This is a genomic window from Kitasatospora sp. NBC_00374 (assembly GCF_041434935.1).
GTDB lineage: Bacteria > Actinomycetota > Actinomycetes > Streptomycetales > Streptomycetaceae > Kitasatospora.
Genome location: NZ_CP107964.1, coordinates 3,375,782 through 3,399,989, shown reverse-complemented (window position 1 = coordinate 3,399,989; position 24,208 = coordinate 3,375,782). Strand labels below are relative to the sequence as shown.

Below are 24,208 nucleotides of genomic sequence, written 5' to 3'. Positions count from 1 at the left end.
GTATCAGTCAGCACCGCTCAGGCGATACGATCGAACGCTCTAACGAGCAATGCTGCCCGTTGCACGGGCAGCTCCACGGGGAAGTTTCAACACTCCAGGGGGAGAGGGCCGCGTGGCCGACGGATTCCGCGTCAACACGGACGAGCTGGAAGCGGTCGTCAGACGACTGCGGACGATCCAGCAGAACATGAGCCAGACCAGCGAGAAGAGCAGGTACGGAACGGCCGTTGCCCGCGAGGACTTCGGTGTCAACTTCAGCCATGCGACCGCACTGTACGACGCCCATGACAACATGCACCGCTTCCTGAACGAGACGATCGCGGGGCTGGACTCCCTGATCAACGAGTTCGGGAACAAGACGCACACGGTCACGGAGAACTACAAGGCGCGCGACGCGGAGTACAGGACGGTCATGACCAAGTACCAGCAGGAGTTGGACTGACATGGCAGACACCAATTTCGAGGGCCAGGACCTCATCCCGCTCAAGGGCATGGTCGAGAACTCCAAGCCCGAGAACCTCAAGACCGCTGCCGAGCACTGGGACCAGATCCACCAGCAGCTGCTGGCGGCGGCCGAGGACCTCAAGGCCGCGGTTCAGCATGCCCAGGAGAACTGGGAGGGCACCGCGGCGGGCGGCTTCGCCTCCAAGGCGGGTGAGATCCAGACCAGCCTGACCAACACGGCCGAGTACGCGACCAAGACCTCCTCCGCGATGCACTTGGCCTCCAGGGCGCTGGAGATGACCAAGAAGCACATGAGCGACATCGACGTGCCCAGCGGTGCGGAGAGTGGCTGGAAGTACGTGACGGACCTCGGCGACCGGTCGGACGCACAGTTCAAGGCCGACCTCGCGAGCGGGATGGACCGCTTCGCTGCGGTCAACAAGAACTACGACGAGCTGTCGGCCACCGAGATCTCGCACCAGTACGCGATCGGCACCATGGAGTACCTGGCGCCGTACTACCAGGACGCGGCCACGCAGATCCCGAAGCCGCCGGAGAAGCCGCGCAACTGGGAGCACGACGGCGGGACCGGCTTCCCGCCGGCTCCCTCCACTCCGCCGGACGGGACCGGCGGCGGCCACGTCTCCCCGCCGCCGAGCATGGGGCGTCCCGATGCGCCTACCGGCGGCACGCCCGGGCTGGTGCCCGGGTCGATGCCCGGTTCGATCGACCCGCACAGTCCGACCCTCCCGACCCTGCCGGCGCAGACGCTGCCGGGTTCGATCGGGCCGCATCCGGGCGGCGTCGTGCAGCCCCCCTCGACCGGGATCGACACCTGGACCCCGCCGACGGGCGGCGGTCAGCCGGGTGGCGGTGTCGGTATCGGTGGCGGCGGTATTGGTGGCGGTGGCGGTATCGGCGGCGGTGGTGGCGTCGGTGGCGGCGGTATCGGTGGCGGCGGTGGGTTCATCCCCGGCGGCCTCGGTGGCGGCGGCCTCGGCGGTGGCCGGGCCGGCGGTGGTCTCGCCGGCGGGGCCGGCGGCATCAAGAGCGGCGGCGGTACGGCCGGCGGCGCTTCGCGTCCGGGTGCGGCCGGCGGCGCCGGTGGCGCGGCCGGTGGTGCGGCCCAGGGCAAGCCCGGTGGCGCCGGTGCCGGTGGCATGGGCGGCGGTATGGGTGGCGGCGCTGGTGCCGGCGGGGCCAAGGGTGGCGCCGGCGGCAAGAGCAGCGGCCTGGTGCGCAAGGCCGGCGGCACGGTCGGCGGTGCGAAGCCGGGCGGTGCGAGCGGCCGGGCCTTCACCGAGGGCGGTTCCGGGCTCGGCAAGGGCCGTGGTGCGCAGAACGGCGCGGCGGGCGCGGGCGGCATGCACGGTGCCGGCGCCGGCGGGGCCGGCAAGGGCAAGAAGAAGGACGGTGGCAACCGCCCGGACTACCTCGTCGAGGACGAGGACACCTGGCGCGGTGGCACGGCCCTGCCGCCGGTGATCGAGTAACGGTCACGGCGGCGGGCCGGCCGCGGGGGCGTTCCCGGAGACGGGGGCGCCCCCGTGGCGTTTCTTCGTTTTCTCGCCCGGTGTGGAATGAATTGCGGGCATGTCGAATTCCCGGATCGCGGTTTTCGCGGTCCGGGAATTCGGTGAGTGGAGGCCGTGGCGGGAATCGAACCCACGTAAACCGCTTTGCAGGCGGTTCCCTAAACCACTCGGGCACACGGCCGGGAGGGTGACGGGCGCTCGGGCCGCGTCGATCAGGGGAGAGGCGCGCTCAGGCGCGACAGCTGGGGCGGCAACAGGAGGCGCAGGGGCGGACGGCCGCGTTGCGGGCCTCCGGGCTCCTGTTCATCGCCGACTCCTGTCGTTGGTACCGCGGGGGCGGCCGGGTTTTCCCGTTCCGCCGTGCTGATGAATTCATCTTATGCGGGGCGACCCGGTGGGCGTCAATATCCGATTATGAATTCTGTGTGTCGTGATGTGCTACGGTCGATCGGAGGCGGTGAAGTGATCGCCCCGGACGAGGTGCGTCGTACCCGGCAGGCCAAGACGACGCAGTACAGCAGTGGCAGCACATGGCTGTCGCTCACTGACTGCGGAGGAGTCTGTCGTGATCGCCTGGGTGGTTCTGGTCGTCGCCGGTGTGCTGGAGACGGTCTGGGCGGTGGCCCTGGACGGTTCCAAGGGGTTCTCCAGGCTGGTGCCGAGCCTGGTGTTCGTGGTCGCGCTGGTGCTCTCGATGGGCGGGCTGGCGTACGCGATGCGCGGCATTCCGCTGGGGACGGGCTACGCGGTCTGGGTCGGCATCGGTGCGATCGGTACGGCGCTGTACGGGATGGTGGCGCTGGGGGACGCGGTGACGGCGGCCCGGGTGACCTGTCTGCTGCTGATCCTCTCGGGTGTGGTGGGTCTCAAGGTGCTGCACTGACCGGGCGGTCGGTCGTAGGTCCCGGGGCGGAGTCGGAATCCGTCTCCCGTCAGGAGTCATCCGGAGCCACGGGTCTTACGATGGCTGGCATGACCACAGCCTCCACCACCTCGGTCGACAGCGGCCGGACCCCGCAGCCGCCCCCGTCCGAGGACGGGGTGCTGAGCGGTCCCTACCGGGCGCTGACCCTGGGCATCGTGTCGGTCGTCCTGCTGCTCGCCTTCGAGGCGACGGCCGTCAACACGGCCATGCCGGTGGCGGCCCGCCAGTTGGACGGCCTGGGCCTGTACGCGTTCGCGTTCTCCGGCTACTTCACCACCACGCTGTTCGCCCTGGTGGTGTCCGGGCAGTGGTGCGACCGGCGCGGCCCGCTGGCCCCGCTGTTCACCGGCATCGCCGTCTTCGGGGCGGGGCTGGTGATGGCCGGGACGGCGGCGGGCATGTGGCTGTTCGTGGCGGGCCGGGCGGTGCAGGGGCTCGGCGGCGGTCTGGTGATCGTGGCGCTGTACGTGGTGGTCGGCCGGGCGTTCCCGGAGCGGCTGCGGCCGGCGGTGTTCGCGGCCTTCTCGGCGGCCTGGGTGCTGCCCTCGATCGTCGGGCCGCTGGTGTCGGGGGCGGTGACCCAGCACCTGGGCTGGCGCTGGGTGTTCCTGGCCGTGCCGGTGCTGATCCTGCTGCCGCTCGCGGTGATGGGCCCGGCCCTGCGCCGGGCCGAGCGGGCCCAGCCGTCGTCGGTGGCGGCGCCGTACGACCGGCGGCGCACCGTGCTGGCGGCGATGGCGGCGCTCGGTGCGGGGCTGCTGCAGTACGCGGGGCAGCGGCTCGACCCGGTCGGTCTGCTGCCGGCGGTGGCGGGGGTGGCGCTGCTGCTGCCCGCGGTGGTGCGGCTGCTGCCGCCCGGCACGCTGCTGGCGGCCCGCGGCCTGCCGACGGTGATCCTGCTGCGCGGGGTGGCGGCCGGGGCGTTCTTCGCCGCGGAGGCGTTCATCCCGCTGATGATGGTGACCCAGCGCGGCCTGTCGCCGACGCTGGCCGGTCTGACGCTGACCAGTGGCGGGCTGTCCTGGGCGCTGGGTTCGTTCCTGCAGGGCCAGGCGTGGGCGGAGCGGCACCGGGAGGCGCTGATCCGGCTGGGCTTCGTGCTGACGGCGGTGGCGATCGCCGGGGCCGCCCTGGTGCTGGTCCCGGCGGTGCCGACCGTGGTGGCGGCCGTGGCCTGGGCGGTCGGCGGGGTCGGGATGGGGCTGGCGGTGGCCAGCATCAGTGTGCTGATGATGAAGCTCTCGGCGGCCGAGGAGACCGGCGCCAACTCGGCGGCGCTGCAGCTGAGCGACGCACTGGGCAACGTGCTGCTGATCGGTCTGGCCGGGGTGCTCTTCGCGGCGCTCGGCGGCGGCGCGGTGGCCTCCGCCGGGGACGGGCCGACACCGGCCGGCCCGTTCGCGGCGATCTTCCTGGTGATGACCGGGGTCGCGCTGGTGGGCGCGCTGGTCGCCGGGCGGGCCGGGGCCGCCGGGCGGACCGGTGCCTCAGGAGGACTGGGGAACGATCTGGGCTGAGGCCGGCGGGTTCGAGGGCGCGGGGCCCGGCCCGCCGAGGTACTCGGCCCAGCCACCGGTCGGCGCCTGGCCCATCGGCAGGGCCTGCAGCTTGCGCAGCACCGCCGGGTCCTGCACCTCCAGCCACTCGATCAGCTGACGGAACGACACCAGCCGGACCTCCGGCCGCGCGGCGATGGTCTTCAGGACCTCCTCGACGGCGTTCATGTAGATCCCGCCGTTCCACTCCTCGAAGTGGTTGCCGATGATCAGCGGCGCCCGGTTGGAGTTGTACGCGCGCTCGAAGCCGGCCAGGTAGGAGTCGCGGGCCTGGGTCTGCCAGGCGGCGTGGCGGGCGGGGTCGCCCTTGGTGTTGGAACCGGACTGGTTGTACATGATGTTGTAGTCCATCGAGAGCACCTGGAAGGTGTGCCCGGGGAACGGGATGGACTGCAGCGGCATGTCCCACAGTGCGCCGCCCTGGATCTTCTGCGGCCAGACCTGGAGCCCGCCCACGCCGCTGCTGTCGTACTTCCAGTTGCGCTTAACGGCGGTCGGCAGCAGGCCGCGCTGGCCCTCCAGGCAGGGGGTGCGGGAGCCGATCAGCTCCTTGCGGTAGTCGAAGGGCAGCGCGGGCAGGTCGAAGCCGGTGTTGGTCTTCCAGTTCATGACGAAGGACATCGCCTGCTCGATCTCGCTGTCCCAGTCCTCGGGGGACCATGCGCCGCCGCCGGTGGGGCCGCAGAAGTGCCCGTTGAAGTGGGTGCCGATCTCGTGGCCCTCCAGCCAGGCGGCGCCGAGCTGGGTGAGGGTCTCGTGGATGTGCTCGTCGGTGAGGTAGCCGATGTCGGAGGCGCCGATCGGGTGCTGCGGCGGCCGGTAGAGCGTCTTCTTGGACTCCGGGACGGCGTAGACCCCGCTGAAGAAGAAGGTCATCCCGGCCTTGTGCTCCTTGGCCAGCGCGCGGAACCGGCTGAACAGCTTGTTGTCGAGCTCGCCCGCGCCGTCCCAGGAGAAGACCACGAACTGCGGCGGGCGTTCGCCCAGCTTCATCGGTTCGGGGGTGGGCTGGTTGGGCTGGGCACCGGTGTCCGAGGTGGAGCCGTCGCCGATCAGGGTGACGACGGGGAGAGGCTGCGGGCTCTGGCCGGAGGCGCCCGTGGCGGTGTCGGGTGCGGCGGTCTGTTCGCCTCCACCGCCGTCCTGGGCTGAGCAGCCGGCCACCAGGGTGGCGGCGGTGACGGCACCGGCGGCGAGCAGGGTTCGGCGGGGGAGGGCTTCCATGGTCACATCCGTTCGCGGGGGTGGGGTGTCCTGGTAGCGGTGCTAGCGGTTCGTACTGACGGACAGTCCGATAAGTCCAGTAATGGGACCGGGGCGGACCGGGCCACAGCATGGCATGGCGGCGCACGAGTCCCCGGTAGGCGTGGCGAGTGGCGCGGGCGATCGCCCGCGCGCCGATCGCGCGCTCATTCGTTCGGCCGAGTCCCCGCGCCGCCGGGTGGCAGGGAGCTGCTGAACCGTCGTCAGATGGAGCCACGTCATGCGGCCCGCCGGAGGTGCGTCCAGCGATGTGGGAGTGGGTGACCGACGCCTACCGAGAGCGGATCGTGGACTCCGGCCGCGAGCCGCTCTTCCTGCTGCTGGTCGGGCTGATCCTGTCCTTCCTGTTCATCCGGTTCAGCGTGCGGATGATCCGCCGCGGCGCCAGGTGGTGGCCCGGCAACGTCACCCCCGGCGGCATGCACATCCACCACGTGGTCTTCGGCCAGGCGCTGATGCTGGTCTGCGGCGTCTCGGCCTTCGCCATCCGCGGTGACGGCGGCCAGGCCTGGAACTGGCTCGGCTTCGGCTTCGGCATCGGCGCCGGGCTGGTCCTCGACGAGTTCGCGCTGGTGCTGCACCTGGAGGACGTCTACTGGAGCGAGCAGGGGCGCAAGTCGGTGGACGCGGTGATCATGGCCGTGGCCGTGATCGGCCTGCTGCTCCTCGGCGAGCTGCCGTTCGGCGGCTTCACCCGCCAGCTGAACGTCGGCCAGGTGATCGGGGCCGTCGTCCTGCTGGGGCTGGTCGTCGTCAGCCTGTTCAAGGGAAAGCTGTGGACGGGCCTGCTGGGGGTGATGCTCTGGCCGATCGCCCTGGTCGGCGCCGTCCGACTGGCCCGCCCGCAGAGCCCCTGGGCCCGCTGGCGCTACCTCGCCCGCCCCAAACGGCTGGCCCGGGCCGAACGGCGGGAGGCCAGGATCCACGGCCGGATCGGCACCTGGCGCAACGCCGTCTACAACTTCGTGGCGGGCGCACCGGACCCGTCCGCCGAGCCCGTCGCCGTCCCCGTGATCCCGCCGCCCGAGTCCGAGTTCTGGGAACCGGAGCCGGTCGCCCCCTGGCGCGCCCGCTGCGCGAGCGCCGCCGAGTGGTACGTCCGGATCGCCGCCCTGCTCTCCCTGCTGGCCGGCCTGATCGCGCCCTTCCGCGACCAGGTCAAGCGGGCCAACACCGGCCAGTTCTTCACCCCCGTCCTGATGACGGCCGGCTTCACCTCGGCCCTGTTCGCGGGCCTGCTCGCGGTCATGCTGCGCCGCCGCAAGCGGGCCGCCTGGCTGGTCACCACCACCGTGGTGGCGCTCTACGCCGCGGTCTTCCTGCTGGCGATGGCCTACCACGAGTACCGCCAGCACCCCTTCAACTGGGTGTCGGCCGTGCTCACCTACGGCCTGCTGGCCGTCCTGCTGCTCTCCCGGCCCGCCTTCCAGGCCCGGGGCGATCGCCGCAACATCGCCCTCGCGCTGGCCGTCCTGGTGGTCGGCGGCGCGGTGCTGTCGGTGCTCGGCGCCGCCGTGGTCCGGCTCACCTACGAGGGCACCCCGCCCGCCTGGGGCGACAGCATCCTCTACGTGCTGCTGCGCCTGATCACCCTCTCCGGCGTCGTCGAGTACGCGGACGTCGAGCTGCCCGGCTGGGTCGACCTGGGCATCAACCTGTTCGGCGCCGCGCTGCTGCTGCTCGCGCTCCGGGCGCTCTTCCGCTCGCCGCGCGGCCGGCGGCACCTGGAGCCCGAGGACGAGCAGCGGCTGCGCGCGCTGCTGGACCGGCACGGCGGCCGCGACTCGCTCGGCTACTTCGCGCTGCGCCGCGACAAGTCGGTCTGCTGGTCGCCCTCCGGCAAGGCCGCCGTGCTCTACCGGGTGGTGAACGGCGTCGCGCTGGCCTCCGGCGACCCCATCGGGGACCCGGAGGCCTGGCCGCAGGCGATCGAGAGGTGGTGGGAGGAGGTGCGCCGGCACGCCTGGGTCCCGGCCGTCACCGGCGCCGGCGAGCGGGCCGGCACCGCGTACGGGCGGGTGGCCGGGCTGCGGGCCCTGGAGTTCGGCGACGAGGCGGTGGTCGAGACGGCCGGCTTCAGCCTGGAGGGGCGCTCGATGCGGACCCTGCGCCAGACGTACAACCGGGTCCGCAAGGCCGGGTACCGGGTGGTGCTGCGCCGGCACCGGGAGATCCCCGAGGCGGAGCTGACCGAGCTGGTACGGCTCGCGGACGCCTGGCGGCACGGGCGCACCGAGCGCGGCTTCTCGATGGCGCTCGGCCGGCTCGGCGACCCGGCCGACGGCGACTGCCTGATGGCCGAGTGCCGGGACGAGAACGACCGCACCTGCGCGCTGCTCAGCTTCGTCCCCTGGGGCGCGCACGGCCTGTCCCTCGACCTGATGCGCCGTGACCGGGAGTCGGACAACGGCCTGGTCGAGTACCTGATCACCGAGCTGCTGCGGCGCTCCGCCGAGGGCGAGCCGCGGGTCGCCCGGGTCTCGCTGAACTTCGCGATGTTCCGGGCCGTCTTCGAGGAGGGCGGAAAGCTGGGCGCCGGCCCGGTGCTCCGGCTGTGGCGCGGCGTCCTGCGCTTCCTCTCCCGCTGGTGGCAGCTGGAGTCGCTGTACCGGGCCAACGCCAAGTACCAGCCCGACTGGGAACCCCGGTACCTGCTGTACGAGAAGTCCTCCGAGCTGCCGGCCATCGCGATCGCCAACGCCACCGCCGAGGGCTTCCTGAGCCGGCCCCGGCTGCCCAGCGTCGGCTCGCTGCGGCGCAGCCGGGTGGAGCCCGCGCCGTGAGGGGCCGTCAGGCCCCCACGCCCGTTCGGTGCGCTGCGGATGCCGCCGGACCGGGCACCGGGTTTGACTGGGCTGGTCGGAGCGGGTCGGCAGCGGGGAGCACAGGTGGGCGGACAGCAGACCAGGAGCCCCTGGCCGGGGACACTGGCGGCCGGCACGGCGCTGGTCCTCGGTGCCTGGCTGGTCCAGCACGGTGGCACCGGCCTGCCGCCCGGACCCGGCGCCGACCAGGCCTTCGACGGCCGTGCCGCGGCCGGCCCGATGGTGCCGCCACTGCCGCACTCGGTGCCCACCCGGCTGCGGATCCCGGTGATCGGCGTCGACGCCCCCTTCACCCCGCTGGTGCTGGACGGCGACGGCCGGCTCCAGGCGCCGCCGGAGGCCGACCGGAACCTGGCCGGCTGGTACCGGGACGGCTCCGCGCCGGGCCAGCAGGGCGCCGCGATCGTGGCCGGTCACGTCGACAACCGGCAGGGCCCCGCCGTCTTCTACCGGCTCGGCAGCCTGCGCAAGGGCGACCAGCTGGAGGTCCTGCGAGCCGACCGGGCCACCGCCTTCTTCGCCGTGGACGCGGTCGAGGTCTACCCGAAGGCGGAATTCCCCGACGCCAAGGTCTACGCCCCCACCAGGGACGCCCAGCTGCGCCTGATCACCTGCGGCGGCGGTTTCAGCCGGCAGGACGGCTACGACGGCAACGTGGTCGTCTTCGCCCACCTGGTCCGTACCCTGCGGGCCTGACCCGCCCGAGCACCGAGGAGATCCCTTGGCCCGGCCGTTCGCGGCGTGGAACCCGCTCGACTGGTCGCTGGTGCACGGCCCGGTGCCGTACGTGCTGCTGGTGCTCGGGTTCGGCGCGCTGCTGGGCCTCGCCGTCTCCACCGGCCCGCGCTGGTGGACCCGGCGGCTGCCGTGTGCCGTCCTGGTGGCCGCGGCGGCGTCGGCGCTGGTGGTCCACACGGTCGACGCCTGGTGGCGGCCGTTCCCGGACGATCTGCCCCGCGAGGTCGCGGTCTGGATCGGCGTCGCGCTGCTCGGCCTCGCGCTGGCGGCCTTCCGGCTGCCGCCCCTGCGGTGGCCCGGCCGGATCGGGGCCGTGGCGGCCGCGCTGCTGGTCGTCCTGATGGCGGCCAACCAGGTCAACCGGTACTACGTCCAGTACCCGACGGCCCGCGCGATGCTGGCCCCCGAGACCGAGCCGCTGACCACCGGCCGGGACGAGCGGACCGTCACCGCCCCGCCCGGCCGGACCCTCTCCGAGGTCTGGCAGGCACCGGCCCAGATGCCCGCCACCGGCACCCTGTCCGCCGTCCCGATCCCCGGCCGCGCGTCCGGCTTCGAGGCCCGGGACGCGTACGTCTACCTCCCGCCGGCCTACCTCACCTCGCCGCGTCCGCTGCTGCCCGTCACCGTGCTGATCGCGGGCCAGCCCGGCGGGCCGGCGGACTGGGTGAACTCCGGGGGCCTGAAACAGGTGCTGGACGACTTCGCCGCGGCCCACCAGGGGCTGGCGCCGGTGGTGGTGGTCGATCCGATCGGCTCCACGCTCGGCAACACCCTCTGCATGGACTCCCGGATCGCCCGGGCCCAGACCTACCTGGCGGTGGACGTACCCGGCTGGATCCACAGCCACCTGCAGACCGCGACCGGCCGCACCCGTCAGTCCGTCGGCGGTATCTCCTTCGGTGGCACCTGCGCGCTCCAACTCGCCGTCAACGCACCGGAGGTGTACGGCTCGTTCATGGACATGTCCGGCCAGCTGGAACCCACCCTCGGCACCCACGCCGAGACCGTCGACCAGGCCTTCGGCGGCGACGAGGCGGCCTTCGACGCCGTCGACCCCGTCCATGTGACGGCCCGTCGGAGCTTCCCGGACACCGCGGCGCTGTTCCTGGTCGGCGCCTCGGACGCCGAGTTCGGGCCGCAGGTGCGCACGGTCCACGCCGCGGCCGTCAGGGCCGGGATGCGGACCACCTTCGAGACCGTCCCCGGCGGCCACAACTGGGCCGCCTTCCACCTCGGCCTGACCCGGTACATCCCGTGGCTGGCCCAGCAGACCGGACTGACCCGATGACCGACGCCGCCACCCCCGTCACCCCCGTCACCCCGCGCCCCGAACGCGGCCCGCAGCGACTGCTGCGGGTGCTGCGTCCGCACGCCGCGCACCTGCGCTCCGCCCCGCTCACCGTGGCGCTGCTGGTCGCCCTGTGGGTCGTCGGCGCCGCCACCGGCAGCCTCGGGGTCGGCCCCGACCGAAACCTGCTGGAGCACGTCGGGGTGGGCATCCCGACCCTGGAGGCCGGGCGGTGGTGGACCCCGCTCAGCTCGCTCCTCTGGTGCTCCGGCATCGGCGCGTACGTGGTGATCAGCCTGCTGATCGCGGTGCTCGGCCCGATCGCCGAGCGCCGCCTGGGCTCCCCGCGGGCGGCCGTCGTCCTGGTCGTCGGGCAGGTGCTCGGCACCCTCCTGGGAACGGCGGCCGTCCGGCTCGGGGTCGCCGCCGACCTGGGCTGGACGAAGGCGATCGAGGACCAGATCGCGGTCAGCCCCGGCGCCGGGCTGGTCGCCCTGGCCGCCGTGCTCAGCTACCGCCTCAGCCTGCTCTGGCGACGCCGGCTGCGGCTGCTGGCCGTGCTCGTCCCGCTGGTGCTGATGCTCTACGTCGGCCATCTGCAAGGTGTCCAGCGGGTGGCCGGTGTGCTGGTCGGCCTGATCGGCGGCGCGCTGCTGTACCGGCGCCGGCCGGGCCGGCCGCACCGTGCCTCGTACACCGAGACCCGGGTGCTGGTCGCGCTCTGCCTGGCCGCCGCCGCGATCGGACCGCTGGTCGCCTCCCTCTACCAGGACGCGATCGGCCCGTTCAACACCGTCGGCGACCTCTACTTCTCGCACGTGCCCTCCTCGGCGGAGGTCGCCGACGCCTGTGCCCGGTCCGTCCGGGAGTGCGCCCGGGCGCACTCGGTGGAGCGCTTCTTCGACTCGCCCGGCCGCCTGATGGCCGCCCTGGTGCCGGTGCTGCTCCTGGTGCTGGCCGAGGGGCTGCGCCGCGGGCTGCGGCTGGCCTGGTGGATCAGCGTGCTCACCGAACTGGCCTGGGTCGGCGTGCTGGCCTGGCTGCTGGCCGACAACTACGACGCGTACGCCGAGGACGGCGGTGTCCCGCTGCTGTTCGAGCTGGTGGGCGAGGCGCTGCTGCTGCCGGTCGCCCTGCTGGTGCTCCAGTGGGTCACCCGGCGCAGCTTCGGCCAGCGGCTGCCGCGCCGGGACGTGACGAGGCTGGCCGCCGTGGTCGGCGGTGCGCTGGTGCTCTGCTGCGGCGCCTACGTGGGCATCGGCCTGCTGGTCCGGGACCAGTACGAGCCGGACGCGACGCCGAGCGGCCTGTTCGCCGGGCTGCCCTCGGAGCTGCTGCCGCCTTCGTACAACGACCTGCTGCCCGGCTATCCGGTCGCGGTCGGCGGTACCGCGCAGGCCCTGGAGATCTACTGCGGCGTGGTGTTCTGGGTGATCACGTTGATCGCGCTGCTGCTCGCCTTCCGCCGGCCGGCGGTGCACACCGACGCCGAGGACGCCGCGCGGGCCCGGACGCTGCTGACCACCCACGGCGGGTCGACGCTCTCCTTCATCTCCACCTGGGACGGCAACCACTACTGGTTCGACGAGGACGGCCTGGCGGCCGTGCCGTACCGGGTGATCGCCACCGTGGCCCTGACCACGGGCGACCCGTTCGGCGAGCCGGCGGCCCGGCGGCGGGCGGTGGCCGGGTTCGCCCGCTACTGCGACGCGCGGGGCTGGACGCCCTGCTTCTACAGCGTCACCACCGAGACGCTGGAGCAGGCCGAGGAGCTCGGCTGGCGCTCGCTGCAGGTCGCCGAGGACACCGTGGTGGCCCTGCCCGAGCTGGCCTTCACCGGCAAGAAGTGGCAGGACATCCGCACCTCGCTGAACAAGGCGGGCAAGCAGGGCTTCACGGCCGAGTGGTGGACGTACCACGAGGCCCCGATCGCCGTCCGGGACCAGATCCAGGCCATCTCGGAGGAGTGGGTCTCGGACAAGGGCCTGCCGGAGATGGGCTTCACCCTGGGCGGCCTGCCCGAGCTGGCCGACCCCGCGGTGCGGATGCTGGTGGCGGTGGACGCGGACCGGACGGTGCACGGTCTCACCAGCTGGATGCCGGTCTACCGGGACGGCGAACCGGTCGGCTGGACGCTGGACTTCATGCGGCGCCGGTCCGAGGGGTTCCGCGGGGTGATGGAGTTCCTGATCGCGTCCGCGGCGCTGGGCTTCAAGGAGGAGGGGGCGGAGTTCCTCAGCCTCTCCGGTGCTCCGCTGGCCCGCTCCGACCGGGGCGAGCCGCCGACCGCGCTGCAGCGGATGCTGGACTGGATGGGCAAGGTGCTGGAGCCGGTGTACGGCTTCCGCTCGCTGCTGGCGTTCAAGGCCAAGTTCCAGCCCGAGTACCGGCCGATGTACATGGTCTACCCGGACCCGGCCGCGCTGGGCAGCATCACCCGGGCGATCGGCAAGGCCTACCTGCCGCACCTGACGCCGGCCCAGGGCGTCCGGCTGATGCGCAGGCTCTCGGCCTGAGCCGCTCCGGTGGCGGCCCAGGCCCGCGACGGCCGCTCAGCCCAGCAGTTCGGCCAGCTCGCGGTCCGGGTCCAGGTTCAGGGTCTCCTCGCCCTCGGGGACGGCCAGGTGGCTGCGCCACAGGAAGCGCCGGAGGTCCGGGGTGGTGAAGTGGAGCAGGGCGACGCCTTCCGGGGCCCGCAGCTCCACCGCGGTCCGGCGGTCGGCGGCAGGCCGGACGTGGACGTCGCCGGGGCCGGCCGGCTCGTCGAGCCCGGCCGCCAGCAGCCGGCGGGCGAAGACCCACTCGACACCGGGCCCGGCGTCGGGGTCCGGCTCGGCGGCGCCGCCGGTGCTGCCGGGTTCGCCGGGGCGGTGCGGCTCGCCGGCGTCGTCCAGCGAGTACTCGGCGGGGAAGACCATCCGGACGGCGAGCGGGTCGTCCGCGTGGTACCGCAGGGTGACCGGCAGCAGGGCGGAGCGCCGGGTGCTGATGATCAGGCGGGCCTGGACGACCTGTTCCACGGTTGCCGTCATACCGGACATGTTTCTTCCTCCCGATGAAGCGTCTGTGCGAGCCGCGTGGCGTATGTGGCCGATGTGGCTCCGGATCAGTGGGAGTCCGGAGGGCGGTCGGTGTTACGCGGCTTTTCGCCCTTTCTGGAGTGATCCAGGTCACATCAAACCGGATGTCGGGGGAATTGCGGTCGGATGGTCCGAACTTCACCCGGGCGGCCGGGGGTGGCGTGCCCGAAACGCGCTGTCGCGGCGGTCGTCCGGGCCCCTACCATCGCGGGATGGACACGCAGTCTCAGCCCCTGCCCGCGCCGGTCCCCGAGGAGGACGCGCGGCGCCACCGCGAGGAGGTGCGCCGCCTCGGCGCCAAGTACGCGGCCTGCCACGCCGAGCTGCTGCGGAGGCTGGGCGAATGAGGTACCTGGACGTACCGGACGTGCTGGAGCTGTCCGCCCACGCCTGCCAGGGGCGCGAGATGGGCGTCCGCGAGCCCGGCCTGCTGGCCTCGGCCACGCACCGGCCGCGCTCCGAGATGTTCGGCGTGGAGGCGTACGAGGGCCGGTTCGAGAAGGCCGCGGCCCTGCTGCACGGCCTCGCCGCCAACCATCCGTTCGTCGACGGCAACAAGCGGACGGCCTGGATGGGCACGGTCGTCTTCCTGGACCTGCACGGCGCCGACATGGCCGCGGTGGACCAGGCCGAGGCGTACCGGCTGGTGGTCGAGGTGGCGGCGGGGGAGCTCGCCGATGTGACCGGGATCGCCCACCGGTTGAGGGAGTTGTACGAGCGCGGCGAGGCCGGGTGAGGTCGGCGGGCCGGTAGGCTGGGCGGGTTGTACGACCGCCGACCGCCAGTGGGCCGGGGGCTGAAAAACGCCCTGACCTGCGACGAACCCCTTCCGGAGACCGTGAGTACTGCCGCCTCCCCGATGGCCCCCCTGTTCTCGCACACCGATTCGAACGCACCCAGCCGCCCGGCCGGAACCACGGCCGCGTCGCACCTGTCCCCGGCCTTCCCCGGCCGTGCCCCCTGGGGCACGGCCGGCAAGCTGCGGGCCTGGCAGCAGGGTGCTCTGGACCGGTACATCGAGAAGCAGCCGCGCGACTACCTCGCGGTCGCGACCCCGGGCGCGGGAAAGACCACCTTCGCCCTGACCCTCGCCTCGTACCTGCTGCACAACCACCTGGTGCAGCAGATCACCGTCGTCGCCCCGACCGAGCACCTGAAGAAGCAGTGGGCCGAGGCCGCCGCCCGGATAGGCGTCAAGCTGGACCCGGCGTACTCCTCGGGCCCGCTCTCCCGGGAGTACCACGGCATCGTGGTCACCTACGCGGGTGTGGGCGTCAACCCGATGCTGCACCGCAACCGCACCGAGGCCCGCAAGACCCTCGTGATCATGGACGAGATCCACCACGCCGGTGACTCCAAGTCCTGGGGCGAGGCCTGTGCCGAGGCCTTCGAGCCCGCCACCCGGCGGCTCGCGCTCACCGGCACGCCGTTCCGCTCGGACACCAACCCGATCCCGTTCGTGCAGTACGAGGCGGGCAGCGACGGCATCCGCAAGTCCGTCGCCGACTACACGTACGGCTACGGGCACGCGCTGGCCGACCATGTCGTGCGCCCGGTGATCTTCCTCTCCTACAGCGGCAACATGCGCTGGCGCACCAAGGCCGGTGACGAGCTGGAGGCCCGGCTCGGCGAGCCGATGACCAAGGACCTGATCGCCCAGGCCTGGCGCACCGCGCTGGCCCCGCAGGGCGAGTGGATCCCGAACGTGCTGAGCGCCGCGGACCGGCGGCTCACCGAGGTCCGCAAGGCCATCCCGGACGCCGGCGGCCTGGTGATCGCCACCGACCAGAACGTGGCCCGCGCCTACGCCAAGATCCTGCGCGAGCTCACCGGCGAGAAGCCCACCCTGGTCCTCTCCGACGAGGCCGAGGCCTCGAAGCGGATCTCCGACTACGCGGCCGGCGACTCCCGCTGGATGGTCGCCGTCCGGATGGTGTCCGAGGGCGTCGACGTGCCCCGGCTGGCCGTCGGCGTGTACGCCACCTCGATCTCCACCCCGCTGTTCTTCGCGCAGGCCGTCGGCCGCTTCGTGCGGGCCCGCAAGCGCGGCGAGACCGCCTCCGTCTTCCTGCCCACCATCCCGATGCTGCTCGGCTTCGCCAACGAGATGGAGGTCCAGCGCGACCACGTGCTGGACCGCCCGAAGAAGGAGGGCGAGGGCCTCTTCGACGAGGAGGACCGCCTGCTCGCCGAGGCCGAGAAGGCCAACGACGGCCCCGACACGGCCGGCGGCGAGGAGTTCTCGTACGAGGCGCTGGGCTCCGACGCGGTCTTCGACCGGGTGCTGTACAACGCCATGGAGTTCGGCATGCAGGCGCACCCGGGCAGCGAGGAGGAGGAGGACTACCTCGGCATCCCGGGCCTGCTGGAGCCGGACCAGGTCCAGATGCTGCTGCAGAAGCGCCAGCACCGGCAGATCCAGCGCAGCAAGGCGAAGCCCGCCGAGGAGGCCGACCTGATCGAGCTCCCGGCCGAGCAGCGTCCGGTGGTCACCCACCAGGAGCTGCGCGAGCTGCGCAAGGAGCTCAACGCGCTGGTGGCCGCCTGGCACCACCGGACCAGCCAGCCGCACGGCACCGTCCACAACGAGCTGCGCCGCCAGTGCGGCGGACCGCTCACCGCCCAGGCGACGGCGAATCAGCTGAAGGCCCGGATCGCCAAGATCAGGGAGTGGGCCACCGCCTCCTGAGTCGTATCCGCCCTCCGGGGGGGGGAATTCCCGAGTGCCGCAGTCGGCACGACGGCGGGTGAAACGCCCGGCGGCCATCGGCCGCCGGGCGTTCTCCGTTCCAGGCTGGGAGCCGGCTGGGAGTCGGCTGGGAGCGGGTGCTGGCACTCCGTACTGTCCGGACTCCGAACTTGCTCGAACTGACGAGCGGAAATTGCCAGATGTTATGGGGGATTTTGGCCGGAATTTGATCTCGGTAGCGCGACGATCCGGATCGGATTTTGGACAAGGCCTTCCGCAGCGAGCCTCCCGTTCACTACTTTTCCTCCACGCTCTCTCGAACCGACCACCCCGACCCGGGAGAGCACCGCAGAGCTATCCGCCCGGCAATGGCGCCGGGACGTGGCTTCCAGCGCGGACACCCACTCGCGCGCGACACCTCCGTCCCGGTACCGGCACCTCGTCGGACCGGCGACCGCCGCGGAAAGGACATGCGCGTCGTGACTGCTGAGACTTCCCAGACCCTGGACAGAGGTGTCCGGGTACTGAAACTGCTCGCGGACTCCGAGCGGGGACTGACCGTGACCGAACTGGCCGCCCGCCTGGCGGTCAACCGCACCGTGGTCTACCGGCTGCTGGCCACCCTGGAGCAGCACGGGCTGGTCCGCCGGGACATCGGCGGCCGGGCCCGGGTCGGCCTCGGGGTGCTGCGCCTGGCACACCGCGTGCACCCGCTGCTGCGCGAGGCGGCGCTGCCCGCGCTGCGCAGCCTCGCCGAGGACCTCGGCGCCACCGCGCACCTCACCCTGGTGGACGGCAGCGAGGCACTGGCGGTGGCGGTGGTCGAGCCGACCTGGACGGACTTCCACGTCGCGTACCGGACCGGCCTGCGCCACCCGCTGAGCGAGAGCGCGGCCGGCCGGGCGATCCTGGAGGCCCGATCCTTCCCCAGCCAGCGCCGGCCCGAGCAGGGCTTCGTCGTCACCCACGCGGAGGAGCAGTCGGGTGCCAGCGGCGCCGCGGCGGCGCTGCTCGGACTGAGCGGCATCGAGGGCAGTGTCGGCGTGGTGATGCTCAACGGACTGGTGCCCGAGCGGGTCGGCCCGCGGGTCGTGGAGGCCGCGACCGAGGTCGCCGACGCCCTGAGGTAGTGCCCACCGGACGGGCCGGGTGTGTTTTGATGCGGGATGTGTCTCCTGTGAAGGTGTGTCCCCTGTGAAGCTGCCCCCGGCCCTCACCGCTCCCAAGACCCGCGCCCTGGGCCTGTGCGGCGCACTGGTCGTCGCGCTGTTCGCGGTCGCCGCGTTCGCGCCGCTGCCGTTCACACTGACCCAGCCCGGGGTGACGGCCGACACTCTCGGTACCTACCAGGGCCGGCCGGTGCTCACCATCACCGGTGCGCCCGTCCGGGTGACCGACGGCCAGCTCCGCGCGACCACCATCTCGGCGACCAACGCGGGCGAGCGGATCAGCCTGCGCCGGGCGCTCGACGGCTGGCTGAACGAGGACGAGGCGGTGGTGCCCACCGACCTCGTCTACCCCGAGCCCGACCCGGCCGACGCCGAGCAGGAGACCGCCCGGCAGATGACCGAGTCCCAGGACTCGGCGACCGCGGCCGCGCTGAACTACCTCCACCTCTCCCCGGAGCAGGTCAAGGTCAAGGTCGACCTGGGCGACATCGGCGGCCCGAGCGCCGGTCAGATGCTCACCCTCGGGATCATCGACAAGCTCTCCGGGAACGGCCGCGGCGGGGACCTCACCGCGGGGCACACCGTGGCCGGCACCGGCACCGTCGACGCGGACGGGAAGATCGGCGCGGTCGGCGGGGTGCCGCTGAAGACCCAGGCCGCGGCCCGGGACGGCGCCACGGTCTTCCTGGTGCCCGCCCAGGAGTGCTCGGACGCCAAGGTGAACCTCCCGGAGGGCCTGCGGCTGGTGCCGGTCACCACCGTCGGGGAGTCGGTCGCGGCCCTGAACGCGCTGGCCGAGGGCGGTACCGTCCCGACCTGCTGAGCCGGTGGGGGAGCCGCCCCGCCGTTCACTCCCGGGCGGCCTGTTCCACCAGCGGCAGCACCCGGTAGGGCACCGGGTTCTCCAGGGCGATCGCGGTCGAGGCCCGGACGATCCCGTCGAAGCCCACCACCCGGTCGATCACCCGCTGCAGGTCCGCGTTGGACCGGGCGACGATCCGGACCAGCATGTCGCCCTGCCCGGTGATGGTGTGCAGCTCCAGCACCTCCGGCACGGCGATCAGGTGGGCCCGGACGTCCACCCCCTGACCCTGCGAGATCTCCAGGGTGGCGAAGGCGGTCACCGGGTACCCCAGCGCCGCCGGGTCCACCTGCGGGCCGAACCCGCCGATCACCCCCCGGGCCTGCAGCCGGTCCAGCCGGGCCTGCACCGTCCCGCGGGCCACCTGGAGCCTGCGGGAGCACTCGAGCACGCCGATCCGTGGCTCCTCGCTGAGAAGCCTGATCAGCTTTCCGTCGAGCGCGTCGATCGCGTCATTGGGGGAGTGCACGGCGGCTCCGTCCGGTGGGCAAACTGTCCAGCTGCTGCGGCCATTTTCGGGCGGCGACGGGCACCTTGCCCAGGAGGAATCGGAACAGTTGCGCATCGATCCGCCGAGGGCCAGTCTCCCTCCACACCCCGTGGCCCGACCCCCACGCCGAGCCGCGGGCGACCGGGGAGGAGCGCCTTGACCGAGATCTTCGCCGCACCACTCGCCCAGGAACCCGCCGACGACTTCCGTCCGATCACCGGCCCGGACGCCGTCGTGCTCGCCGTGCACGACGCACGGAAGGCCGCGCACTACTACTCCGCCACCCTCGCCATGCGATGTACCGCCTACTCGGGGCCCGAGAACGGCAACCCGGAGACCCGAGCCTACGTCTTCGAGACCGGCCCCGCCCGCTACGTGCTGACCTCGGTGGTCCAAGTCCTCACCGGGCACGGCCGCCTGATCGCCGATCACCTCGCCCGCCACGGCGAGGGCATCGTCGACCTCTCGCTGCGCGTCCCGGACGCCTACGCCGCCTTCGACTACGCGGTCGACCGCGGCGCCACCGCCCTCACCGAGCCGTACGAGCTCACCGACCCGAACGGCACCGTGGTACTCGCCGTCATCGCCACCGCGGGGGCCGCCCGCCACACCCTGGTCGACCGGACCGGGTACGGCGGCCCGTACCTGCCGGGCTTCACCCGGGTGCCGGACCGCGTACGGCCGCCGACCACCTCGCTGCACCCGTGACGCCGGGTCACTCACCCGGCGGCGGGGACGGTCTGCACCATCGGCGGATGGCCGTTCCAGGTGACGAACACCGAACTGGTGCCGTCCGGATGGGAGAAGTCGATCCGCATCCAGTGGTCGCCGTTCCAGACCTGCATCTGCCAACCCGACTCCGGGGTCGCCGAGACCAGCTCCGCCCGGTCCTCGCGGATGTCCAGCGCCACCCGCCCGCCGGGCACCAGGTAGCTGCGCACGGACGAGCTCGGGCTCGGCGTCCGGCTCGGCGTCCGACCGGGCGAGGCGGCGGCGGCCGGGGAACTCGGCGCCGCGCTCGCGCCCGCCGCGGGCGAGGCCGTACCGGCGGCCGCGGGCCCGGTGGTCGGCCCGGTCGTCGGCTCGGAGTCGGCGGGTCCGGTCGGCGCGGGCGCCGACGCGGGCAGCGGTACGGCCGTCGGCTGCTCGAACACCGTGTCCGCCAGGACGGCGTGCACGCCGAGCCAGGACAGCACCACCGCTGCCCCGGTGGCGGCCGTCCAGGCGCCGAGTTGTACCAGTTGGCTCCGCATCGCCCGCTCATCCTGCCGTATCCGGGCGGGCGGCAGGTCAGTGGCCCTGACAATCGGAAGGAACCTTGCAGAAACCGCCGGTCGGCCGGTTTTCGGCACCCCGAGGTACAGACCATTGGAGGCCGATGCCGTACCGTGCAGGGCCATGGCAACAGTGCTCGTGGTCGAGGACGACCCCTTTGTCCGATCCGCCCTCATCCGACACCTTTCCGAGTCGGGCCACGCGGTACGCAGCGTGGGGACAGCCCTCGAAGCGCTGCGCGAGGTGGCCCAGGTCGGCTGCGACCTGGTGATCCTCGACCTCGGCCTGCCCGACCTGGACGGCGGCGAGGCGCTCAAGATGATCCGCGGCATCACCAACGTCCCGGTGATCATCTCCACCGCCCGGGACGACGAGGCCGAGATCGTCCGGCTGCTCAACGACGGGGCCGACGACTACCTGGTGAAGCCGTTCTCCGGCGAGCATCTGACGGCCCGGATGGCCGCCGTGCTGCGCCGGCTCGGCGCCGGCGGGCCGGCCACCCCGCAGGTTCTGCGCGTCGGCGGCCTCGCCATCGACCCCCAGCGGCGCGAGGCCGTCCTGGACGGGCGGACGCTCGACCTGACCCGGCGTGAGTTCGACCTGCTGGCCTTCCTCGCCGCCCGGCCCGGCGTGGTCGTGCCGCGCAAGGAGATCCTCGCCGAGGTCTGGCGGCAGACCTACGGCGGCGACCAGACCATCGACGTGCACCTGTCCTGGCTGCGCCGCAAACTCGGTGAGACCGCCTCCAGCCCGCGCTACCTGCACACCGTCCGCGGCGTCGGCGTCCGGCTGGAGGCACCGGCCGCACCCGTGGAGCACGCGCCGTGAGGCGGTTCGCCCGCTCGCTGCGCTGGGCCATGATCAAGGCAGCGGTGGCCGGCACCACCATGGTCGCGCTCGCCTTCCTCATCCCGCTCGGCCTGATGGTCCAGCAGACCGCCCGCGACCGGGCCTTCACCGCCGCCGAACGCCAGGCCGCCGCCCTCGGCCCGGCCCTCGCCATCACCACCGACCAGGACGCCATCACCCGGGCGATCGCCTCCACCGACGCGGGCGCCCGGGACCGCCTCGCCGTCCACCTCCCGGACGGCACCGCGGTCGGCACGGCCCGGGCCAACCCCGACGACCTCGGCACGGTCGAGCGGCAGGGCCGGTCCTTCACGGTCGCCGTGCCCGGCGGGTTCGACCTGCTCCAGCCCGTCGCCGTGGACAACGGCCGGATCGCGGTGGTCGAGGTGCACGTCGCCGACGGCGACCTCAGCCACGGCGTCACCACCGCCTGGCTGGTGCTCTCGCTGGTCGCGCTCGCGCTGGTCGCCATCTCCGTCCTGGTCGCCGACCGGATGGGCGCCCGGATCGTCTCCTCCGCCCGCCGGCTGGCCGCCGCCGCCCGCTCGCTCGGCGCCGGCAACCTCGCCGTCCGGGTGCCCGTCGAGGGCGGGCCGGGAGCCGACGCGCCCGAGGAACTCCGCGACGCGGGCAAGGCCTTCAATGCCATGGCCGACCGGGTGGTCCACCTGCTCGCCGCCGAACGGGAACTCGCCGCCGACCTCTCCCACCGGCTGCGCACCCCGCTCACCGTGCTGCGCCTCAACGCCGCCTCGCTCGGCGACGGCGACGCCGCCGACGCCACCCGGCACGCCGTCTCCCAGCTAGAGCGCGAGGTCGACCAGATCATCCGCTCGGCCCGCCGCGCCCCCGACGACGCCCCCGCGGTCACGCTCGGCTGCGACGCGGTCGAGGTGATCCGCGAGCGGGTCGGCTTCTGGTCCGCGCTCGCCGAGGACGAGGGCCGGCCCTGGCAGCTGGCGGGGGCGGAGGGCGCCGTCCTGGTCCCGGTCCAGCGCGTCGACCTGGCCGCCGCCGTGGACGCGCTGCTCGGCAACGTGTTCCGGCACACGGCGATCGGCACGGCCTTCTCGGTCGACCTGATGGCCACCCCCGACTCGGTGATCGTCCTGGTCGGCGACGCCGGACCGGGGTTCGTCGACCCCGACACCGCGATCGAGCGCGGCACCGGCCACGGCGGCGACGGCTCCACCGGACTCGGTCTCGACATCGCCCGCAAGCTCGCCGAGACCACCGGCGGCGACGTCGCGCTCGGACGCTCGGCCGGGCTCGGCGGGGCCGAGATCCGGCTGCGCATCCAGACCCGCCCGGAGTCCGCCCTGCCGCGTCGGACCCGCCGCCGCGGCGCCCGGTTCGCCGGCGCCTCCCGCCGGGGCTGAACGGCACGGCTCGCCCCGCCGAGTGCCGTCCCGGGGTGCCCGCGGCGGGTACGCGGGGCGAGTTCCTTAACCGGACCCTAAGCCAGCGCTACCCCTGCCTCAGCTGTCCGATTCGTCCCTTCCACGCTCGCTAGCGTCTGCGGCGCCGGGGTCGCTGACCCCGGGTACGACGGTCGATTCCCCGGAGGTACGCCGACCATGACGACGAGCCAGCCCACCCGCCCCGGACACCGCCGCCGCAACCGCAAGGGCACGCTGATCGGCGCCTCGGCCGTCGCCGCCGCGGTCGCCGCCGGTGGCCTGGTCGCCCTCGCCTCGTCGGCGAGCGCCGCCTCGGTCGGCGCCGCGTACAGCCGCACCAGCACCTGGGACAGCGGTTACACCGGCCAGTACGTGATCACCAACCCCGGCACCGCCGCGATCGACGGCTGGACCCTCAGCTTCGACCTGCCCGCCGGAGCCACCGTCTCCTCGCTCTGGAACGCCGGCTTCACCGTCTCCGGCCGGCACGTCACGGTGAAGCCCGAGGACTGGAACAAGCGGATCGAGCCGGGCCGCACGGTCGACGTCGGCTTCGTGGTCCAGGGCTTCGGCGCGGCCCAGGCCGAACCCGGCAACTGCCTGATCAACAACGTCTCCTGCACCGCGGGCAACGGACCGGCACCCACCCCCTCCGGACGGCCCACCACCGCGCCCACCACCCCCGCACCGAGCCCGTCCCCGAGCTCCTCCACCGCCTCGCCCAAGCCCACCGCCACGGCCTCGCCCAAGCCGACCCCCACGCCCACCCCCACCCCGACCGCGACCGGCACGCCCACGCCGGTCACCGGCGCCCGCTTCGCCCCGTACGTCGACACCTCGCTCTACCCGCCGTACGACCTGGTCGCCACCGCCAAGGCGAGCGGGGTGAAGAACTTCAACCTCGCCTTCGTCGTCTCCGGTGGCGGCTGCACCCCCAAGTGGGGCGGCGTCTCCGACCTCGCCGCGGACGCGGTCGCCTCCCAGATCGGCGCCCTGCGGGCGATCGGCGGCGACGTCCGGGCCTCCTTCGGCGGCGCCAACGGCAGCGAGCTCGCCCTGGCCTGCTCCTCCACCGCCGAGCTGACCGCCGCCTACCAGAAGGCCGTCGACGCCTACGGGCTCGACCGGCTGGACTTCGACATCGAGGGCGGCGCGATCGCCGACGCCGCCGCCAACGGCCGCCGCGCCCAGGCCATCGTCCAGCTCCAGAAGAACGCCGCCGCCAAGGGCAAGGCGCTGGACGTCTCCTTCACCCTGCCGGCCCTGCCCACCGGCCTCACCCAGGACGGCATCAACCTGGTCGCCGGCGCGAAGAGCGCGGGGGTCGAGATCGGCGCCGTGAACATCATGGCGATGGACTTCGGCGACGGCGTCGCGCCCAACCCGCAGGGCCGGATGGGCAAGTACGCGATCGACGCCGCCACGGCCACCCAGGCGCAGGTCAAGAGCGTGCTCGGGGTCAGCGACAGCGCCGCCTGGGGCAAGGTCGCGGTCACCCCGATGATCGGTGTCAACGACGTCGCCACCGAGGTCTTCACCGTCGCCGACGCGACCCAGCTGGCCGACTTCGCCAAGACCAAGCACCTCGCCTGGCTCTCGATGTGGTCCGGCACCCGCGACAAGGCCTGCCCCGGCGGCGCCAAGGGCTTCGCCGACGCGACCTGCAGCAGCATCGCCCAGCAGCCGCTCGACTTCACCCGGGCGCTCGGCTCGTACAACGGCTGACCACCCGCCGCACCGCTGCCCCCGGGACACCGCCACCGTCCCGGGGGCAGCGCCGTGGAGCGGGCCGGCGCACCGCCCGCGGCCGGTCCGCG

General features: G+C 73.1%; 21 protein-coding genes, 1 tRNA gene and 1 riboswitch. Of the genes, 17 read left to right on the top strand and 5 right to left on the bottom strand.

What is annotated here, in order from left to right; genetic code table 11:
* Positions 1-112 precede the first annotated feature (112 nt).
* Together OG871_RS15210 and OG871_RS15205 are read left to right on the top strand one after the other, a co-directional pair.
* Positions 113-442 (top strand): hypothetical protein, encoded by a 330-nt coding sequence (locus OG871_RS15210; protein ID WP_371497307.1) that lies wholly within the window; start codon positions 113-115, stop codon positions 440-442.
* Position 443: 1 nt separating this feature from the next.
* Positions 444-1,937 carry a WXG100 family type VII secretion target gene (locus OG871_RS15205; RefSeq protein WP_371497306.1) on the top strand — a complete coding sequence of 498 codons (1,494 nt, stop codon included), beginning with the start codon at positions 444-446 and terminating at the stop codon, positions 1,935-1,937.
* A 148-nt stretch (positions 1,938-2,085) separates the two neighbouring features.
* Here the strand turns inward: OG871_RS15205 and OG871_RS15200 are convergent.
* Positions 2,086-2,160, bottom strand: a tRNA-Cys gene (locus OG871_RS15200).
* Between the two features lie 268 nt (positions 2,161-2,428).
* Positions 2,429-2,493, top strand: a riboswitch (guanidine-III (ykkC-III) riboswitch).
* Positions 2,494-2,547: 54 nt separating this feature from the next.
* Between OG871_RS15200 and OG871_RS15195 the strand changes: the two genes are divergently transcribed.
* The gene (locus OG871_RS15195) at positions 2,548-2,862 is read left to right on the top strand and encodes a multidrug efflux SMR transporter (protein ID WP_371503319.1); all 315 of its coding nucleotides are present in this window, start codon (positions 2,548-2,550) and stop codon (positions 2,860-2,862) included.
* Positions 2,863-2,951: 89 nt separating this feature from the next.
* Complete coding sequence (locus OG871_RS15190; protein WP_371497305.1) at positions 2,952-4,421, top strand: MFS transporter; 1,470 nt, start codon at positions 2,952-2,954, stop codon at positions 4,419-4,421.
* Here the strand turns inward: OG871_RS15190 and OG871_RS15185 are convergent.
* Complete coding sequence (locus OG871_RS15185; protein ID WP_371497304.1) at positions 4,392-5,684, bottom strand: hypothetical protein; 1,293 nt, start codon at positions 5,682-5,684, stop codon at positions 4,392-4,394. The genes OG871_RS15190 and OG871_RS15185 overlap by 30 nt on opposite strands.
* 287 nt (positions 5,685-5,971) lie before the next feature.
* Here OG871_RS15185 and OG871_RS15180 point away from each other — a divergent pair, with 287 nt between their 5' ends.
* From OG871_RS15180 to OG871_RS15165, 4 genes are all read left to right on the top strand, one after another.
* Entirely contained in the window at positions 5,972-8,506 is a 2,535-nt protein-coding gene (locus OG871_RS15180) for a phosphatidylglycerol lysyltransferase domain-containing protein (RefSeq protein ID WP_371497303.1), read from the top strand.
* A gap of 105 nt (positions 8,507-8,611) precedes the next feature.
* The gene (locus tag OG871_RS15175) at positions 8,612-9,244 is read left to right on the top strand and encodes a class F sortase (protein WP_371497302.1); all 633 of its coding nucleotides are present in this window, start codon (positions 8,612-8,614) and stop codon (positions 9,242-9,244) included.
* Between the two features lie 25 nt (positions 9,245-9,269).
* Positions 9,270-10,577, top strand: a complete 1,308-nt coding sequence (locus OG871_RS15170; protein WP_371497301.1) for an alpha/beta hydrolase — start codon at positions 9,270-9,272, stop codon at positions 10,575-10,577.
* Positions 10,574-13,093 (top strand): bifunctional lysylphosphatidylglycerol flippase/synthetase MprF, encoded by a 2,520-nt coding sequence (locus OG871_RS15165; RefSeq protein WP_371497300.1) that lies wholly within the window; start codon positions 10,574-10,576, stop codon positions 13,091-13,093. The genes OG871_RS15170 and OG871_RS15165 overlap by 4 nt, the downstream gene beginning before the upstream one ends.
* 36 nt (positions 13,094-13,129) lie before the next feature.
* Here the strand turns inward: OG871_RS15165 and OG871_RS15160 are convergent, their stop codons facing one another.
* A complete protein-coding gene (locus OG871_RS15160) occupies positions 13,130-13,609 on the bottom strand; it encodes an SsgA family sporulation/cell division regulator (RefSeq protein WP_371497299.1) in 480 nt (159 codons plus the stop codon).
* A 260-nt stretch (positions 13,610-13,869) separates the two neighbouring features.
* Between OG871_RS15160 and OG871_RS15155 the strand changes: the two genes are divergently transcribed.
* The 5 genes from OG871_RS15155 (at position 13,870) to OG871_RS15135 (ending at position 18,338) form a co-directional block, all read left to right on the top strand.
* The gene (locus tag OG871_RS15155; RefSeq protein ID WP_371497298.1) at positions 13,870-14,004 is read left to right on the top strand and encodes a hypothetical protein; all 135 of its coding nucleotides are present in this window, start codon (positions 13,870-13,872) and stop codon (positions 14,002-14,004) included.
* Positions 14,001-14,393 (top strand): type II toxin-antitoxin system death-on-curing family toxin, encoded by a 393-nt coding sequence (locus tag OG871_RS15150; RefSeq protein ID WP_371497297.1) that lies wholly within the window; start codon positions 14,001-14,003, stop codon positions 14,391-14,393. The genes OG871_RS15155 and OG871_RS15150 overlap by 4 nt, the downstream gene beginning before the upstream one ends.
* A gap of 123 nt (positions 14,394-14,516) precedes the next feature.
* Positions 14,517-16,346 carry a DEAD/DEAH box helicase gene (locus OG871_RS15145; RefSeq protein WP_371503318.1) on the top strand — a complete coding sequence of 610 codons (1,830 nt, stop codon included), beginning with the start codon at positions 14,517-14,519 and terminating at the stop codon, positions 16,344-16,346.
* 479 nt (positions 16,347-16,825) lie between these two features.
* The gene (locus OG871_RS15140; protein WP_371497296.1) at positions 16,826-17,476 is read left to right on the top strand and encodes an IclR family transcriptional regulator; all 651 of its coding nucleotides are present in this window, start codon (positions 16,826-16,828) and stop codon (positions 17,474-17,476) included.
* 70 nt (positions 17,477-17,546) lie between these two features.
* The gene (locus OG871_RS15135) at positions 17,547-18,338 is read left to right on the top strand and encodes a S16 family serine protease (protein ID WP_371503317.1); all 792 of its coding nucleotides are present in this window, start codon (positions 17,547-17,549) and stop codon (positions 18,336-18,338) included.
* Between the two features lie 25 nt (positions 18,339-18,363).
* Here OG871_RS15135 and OG871_RS15130 read toward each other — a convergent pair whose 3' ends face one another.
* Positions 18,364-18,846: an Lrp/AsnC family transcriptional regulator gene (locus tag OG871_RS15130; protein ID WP_371497295.1), complete on the bottom strand. Its 483-nt coding sequence runs from the start codon at positions 18,844-18,846 to the stop codon at positions 18,364-18,366.
* Between the two features lie 177 nt (positions 18,847-19,023).
* On the opposite strand from OG871_RS15130, the gene OG871_RS15125 reads away from it, so the two are divergent.
* A complete protein-coding gene (locus OG871_RS15125) occupies positions 19,024-19,575 on the top strand; it encodes a VOC family protein (RefSeq protein ID WP_371497293.1) in 552 nt (183 codons plus the stop codon).
* A gap of 11 nt (positions 19,576-19,586) precedes the next feature.
* Here the strand turns inward: OG871_RS15125 and OG871_RS15120 are convergent, their stop codons facing one another.
* The gene (locus OG871_RS15120; protein WP_371497292.1) at positions 19,587-20,120 is read right to left on the bottom strand and encodes a hypothetical protein; all 534 of its coding nucleotides are present in this window, start codon (positions 20,118-20,120) and stop codon (positions 19,587-19,589) included.
* A gap of 145 nt (positions 20,121-20,265) precedes the next feature.
* Here OG871_RS15120 and OG871_RS15115 point away from each other — a divergent pair, with 145 nt between their 5' ends.
* From OG871_RS15115 to OG871_RS15105, 3 genes are all read left to right on the top strand, one after another.
* On the top strand, positions 20,266-20,970 hold the full coding sequence (locus OG871_RS15115) for a response regulator transcription factor (protein ID WP_371497291.1): 705 nt from the start codon (positions 20,266-20,268) through the stop codon (positions 20,968-20,970).
* A gap of 17 nt (positions 20,971-20,987) precedes the next feature.
* Entirely contained in the window at positions 20,988-22,370 is a 1,383-nt protein-coding gene (locus OG871_RS15110; RefSeq protein WP_371503316.1) for a sensor histidine kinase, read from the top strand.
* Positions 22,371-22,568: 198 nt separating this feature from the next.
* Entirely contained in the window at positions 22,569-24,116 is a 1,548-nt protein-coding gene (locus tag OG871_RS15105) for a cellulose binding domain-containing protein (RefSeq protein ID WP_371497290.1), read from the top strand.
* Positions 24,117-24,208 lie beyond the last annotated feature (92 nt).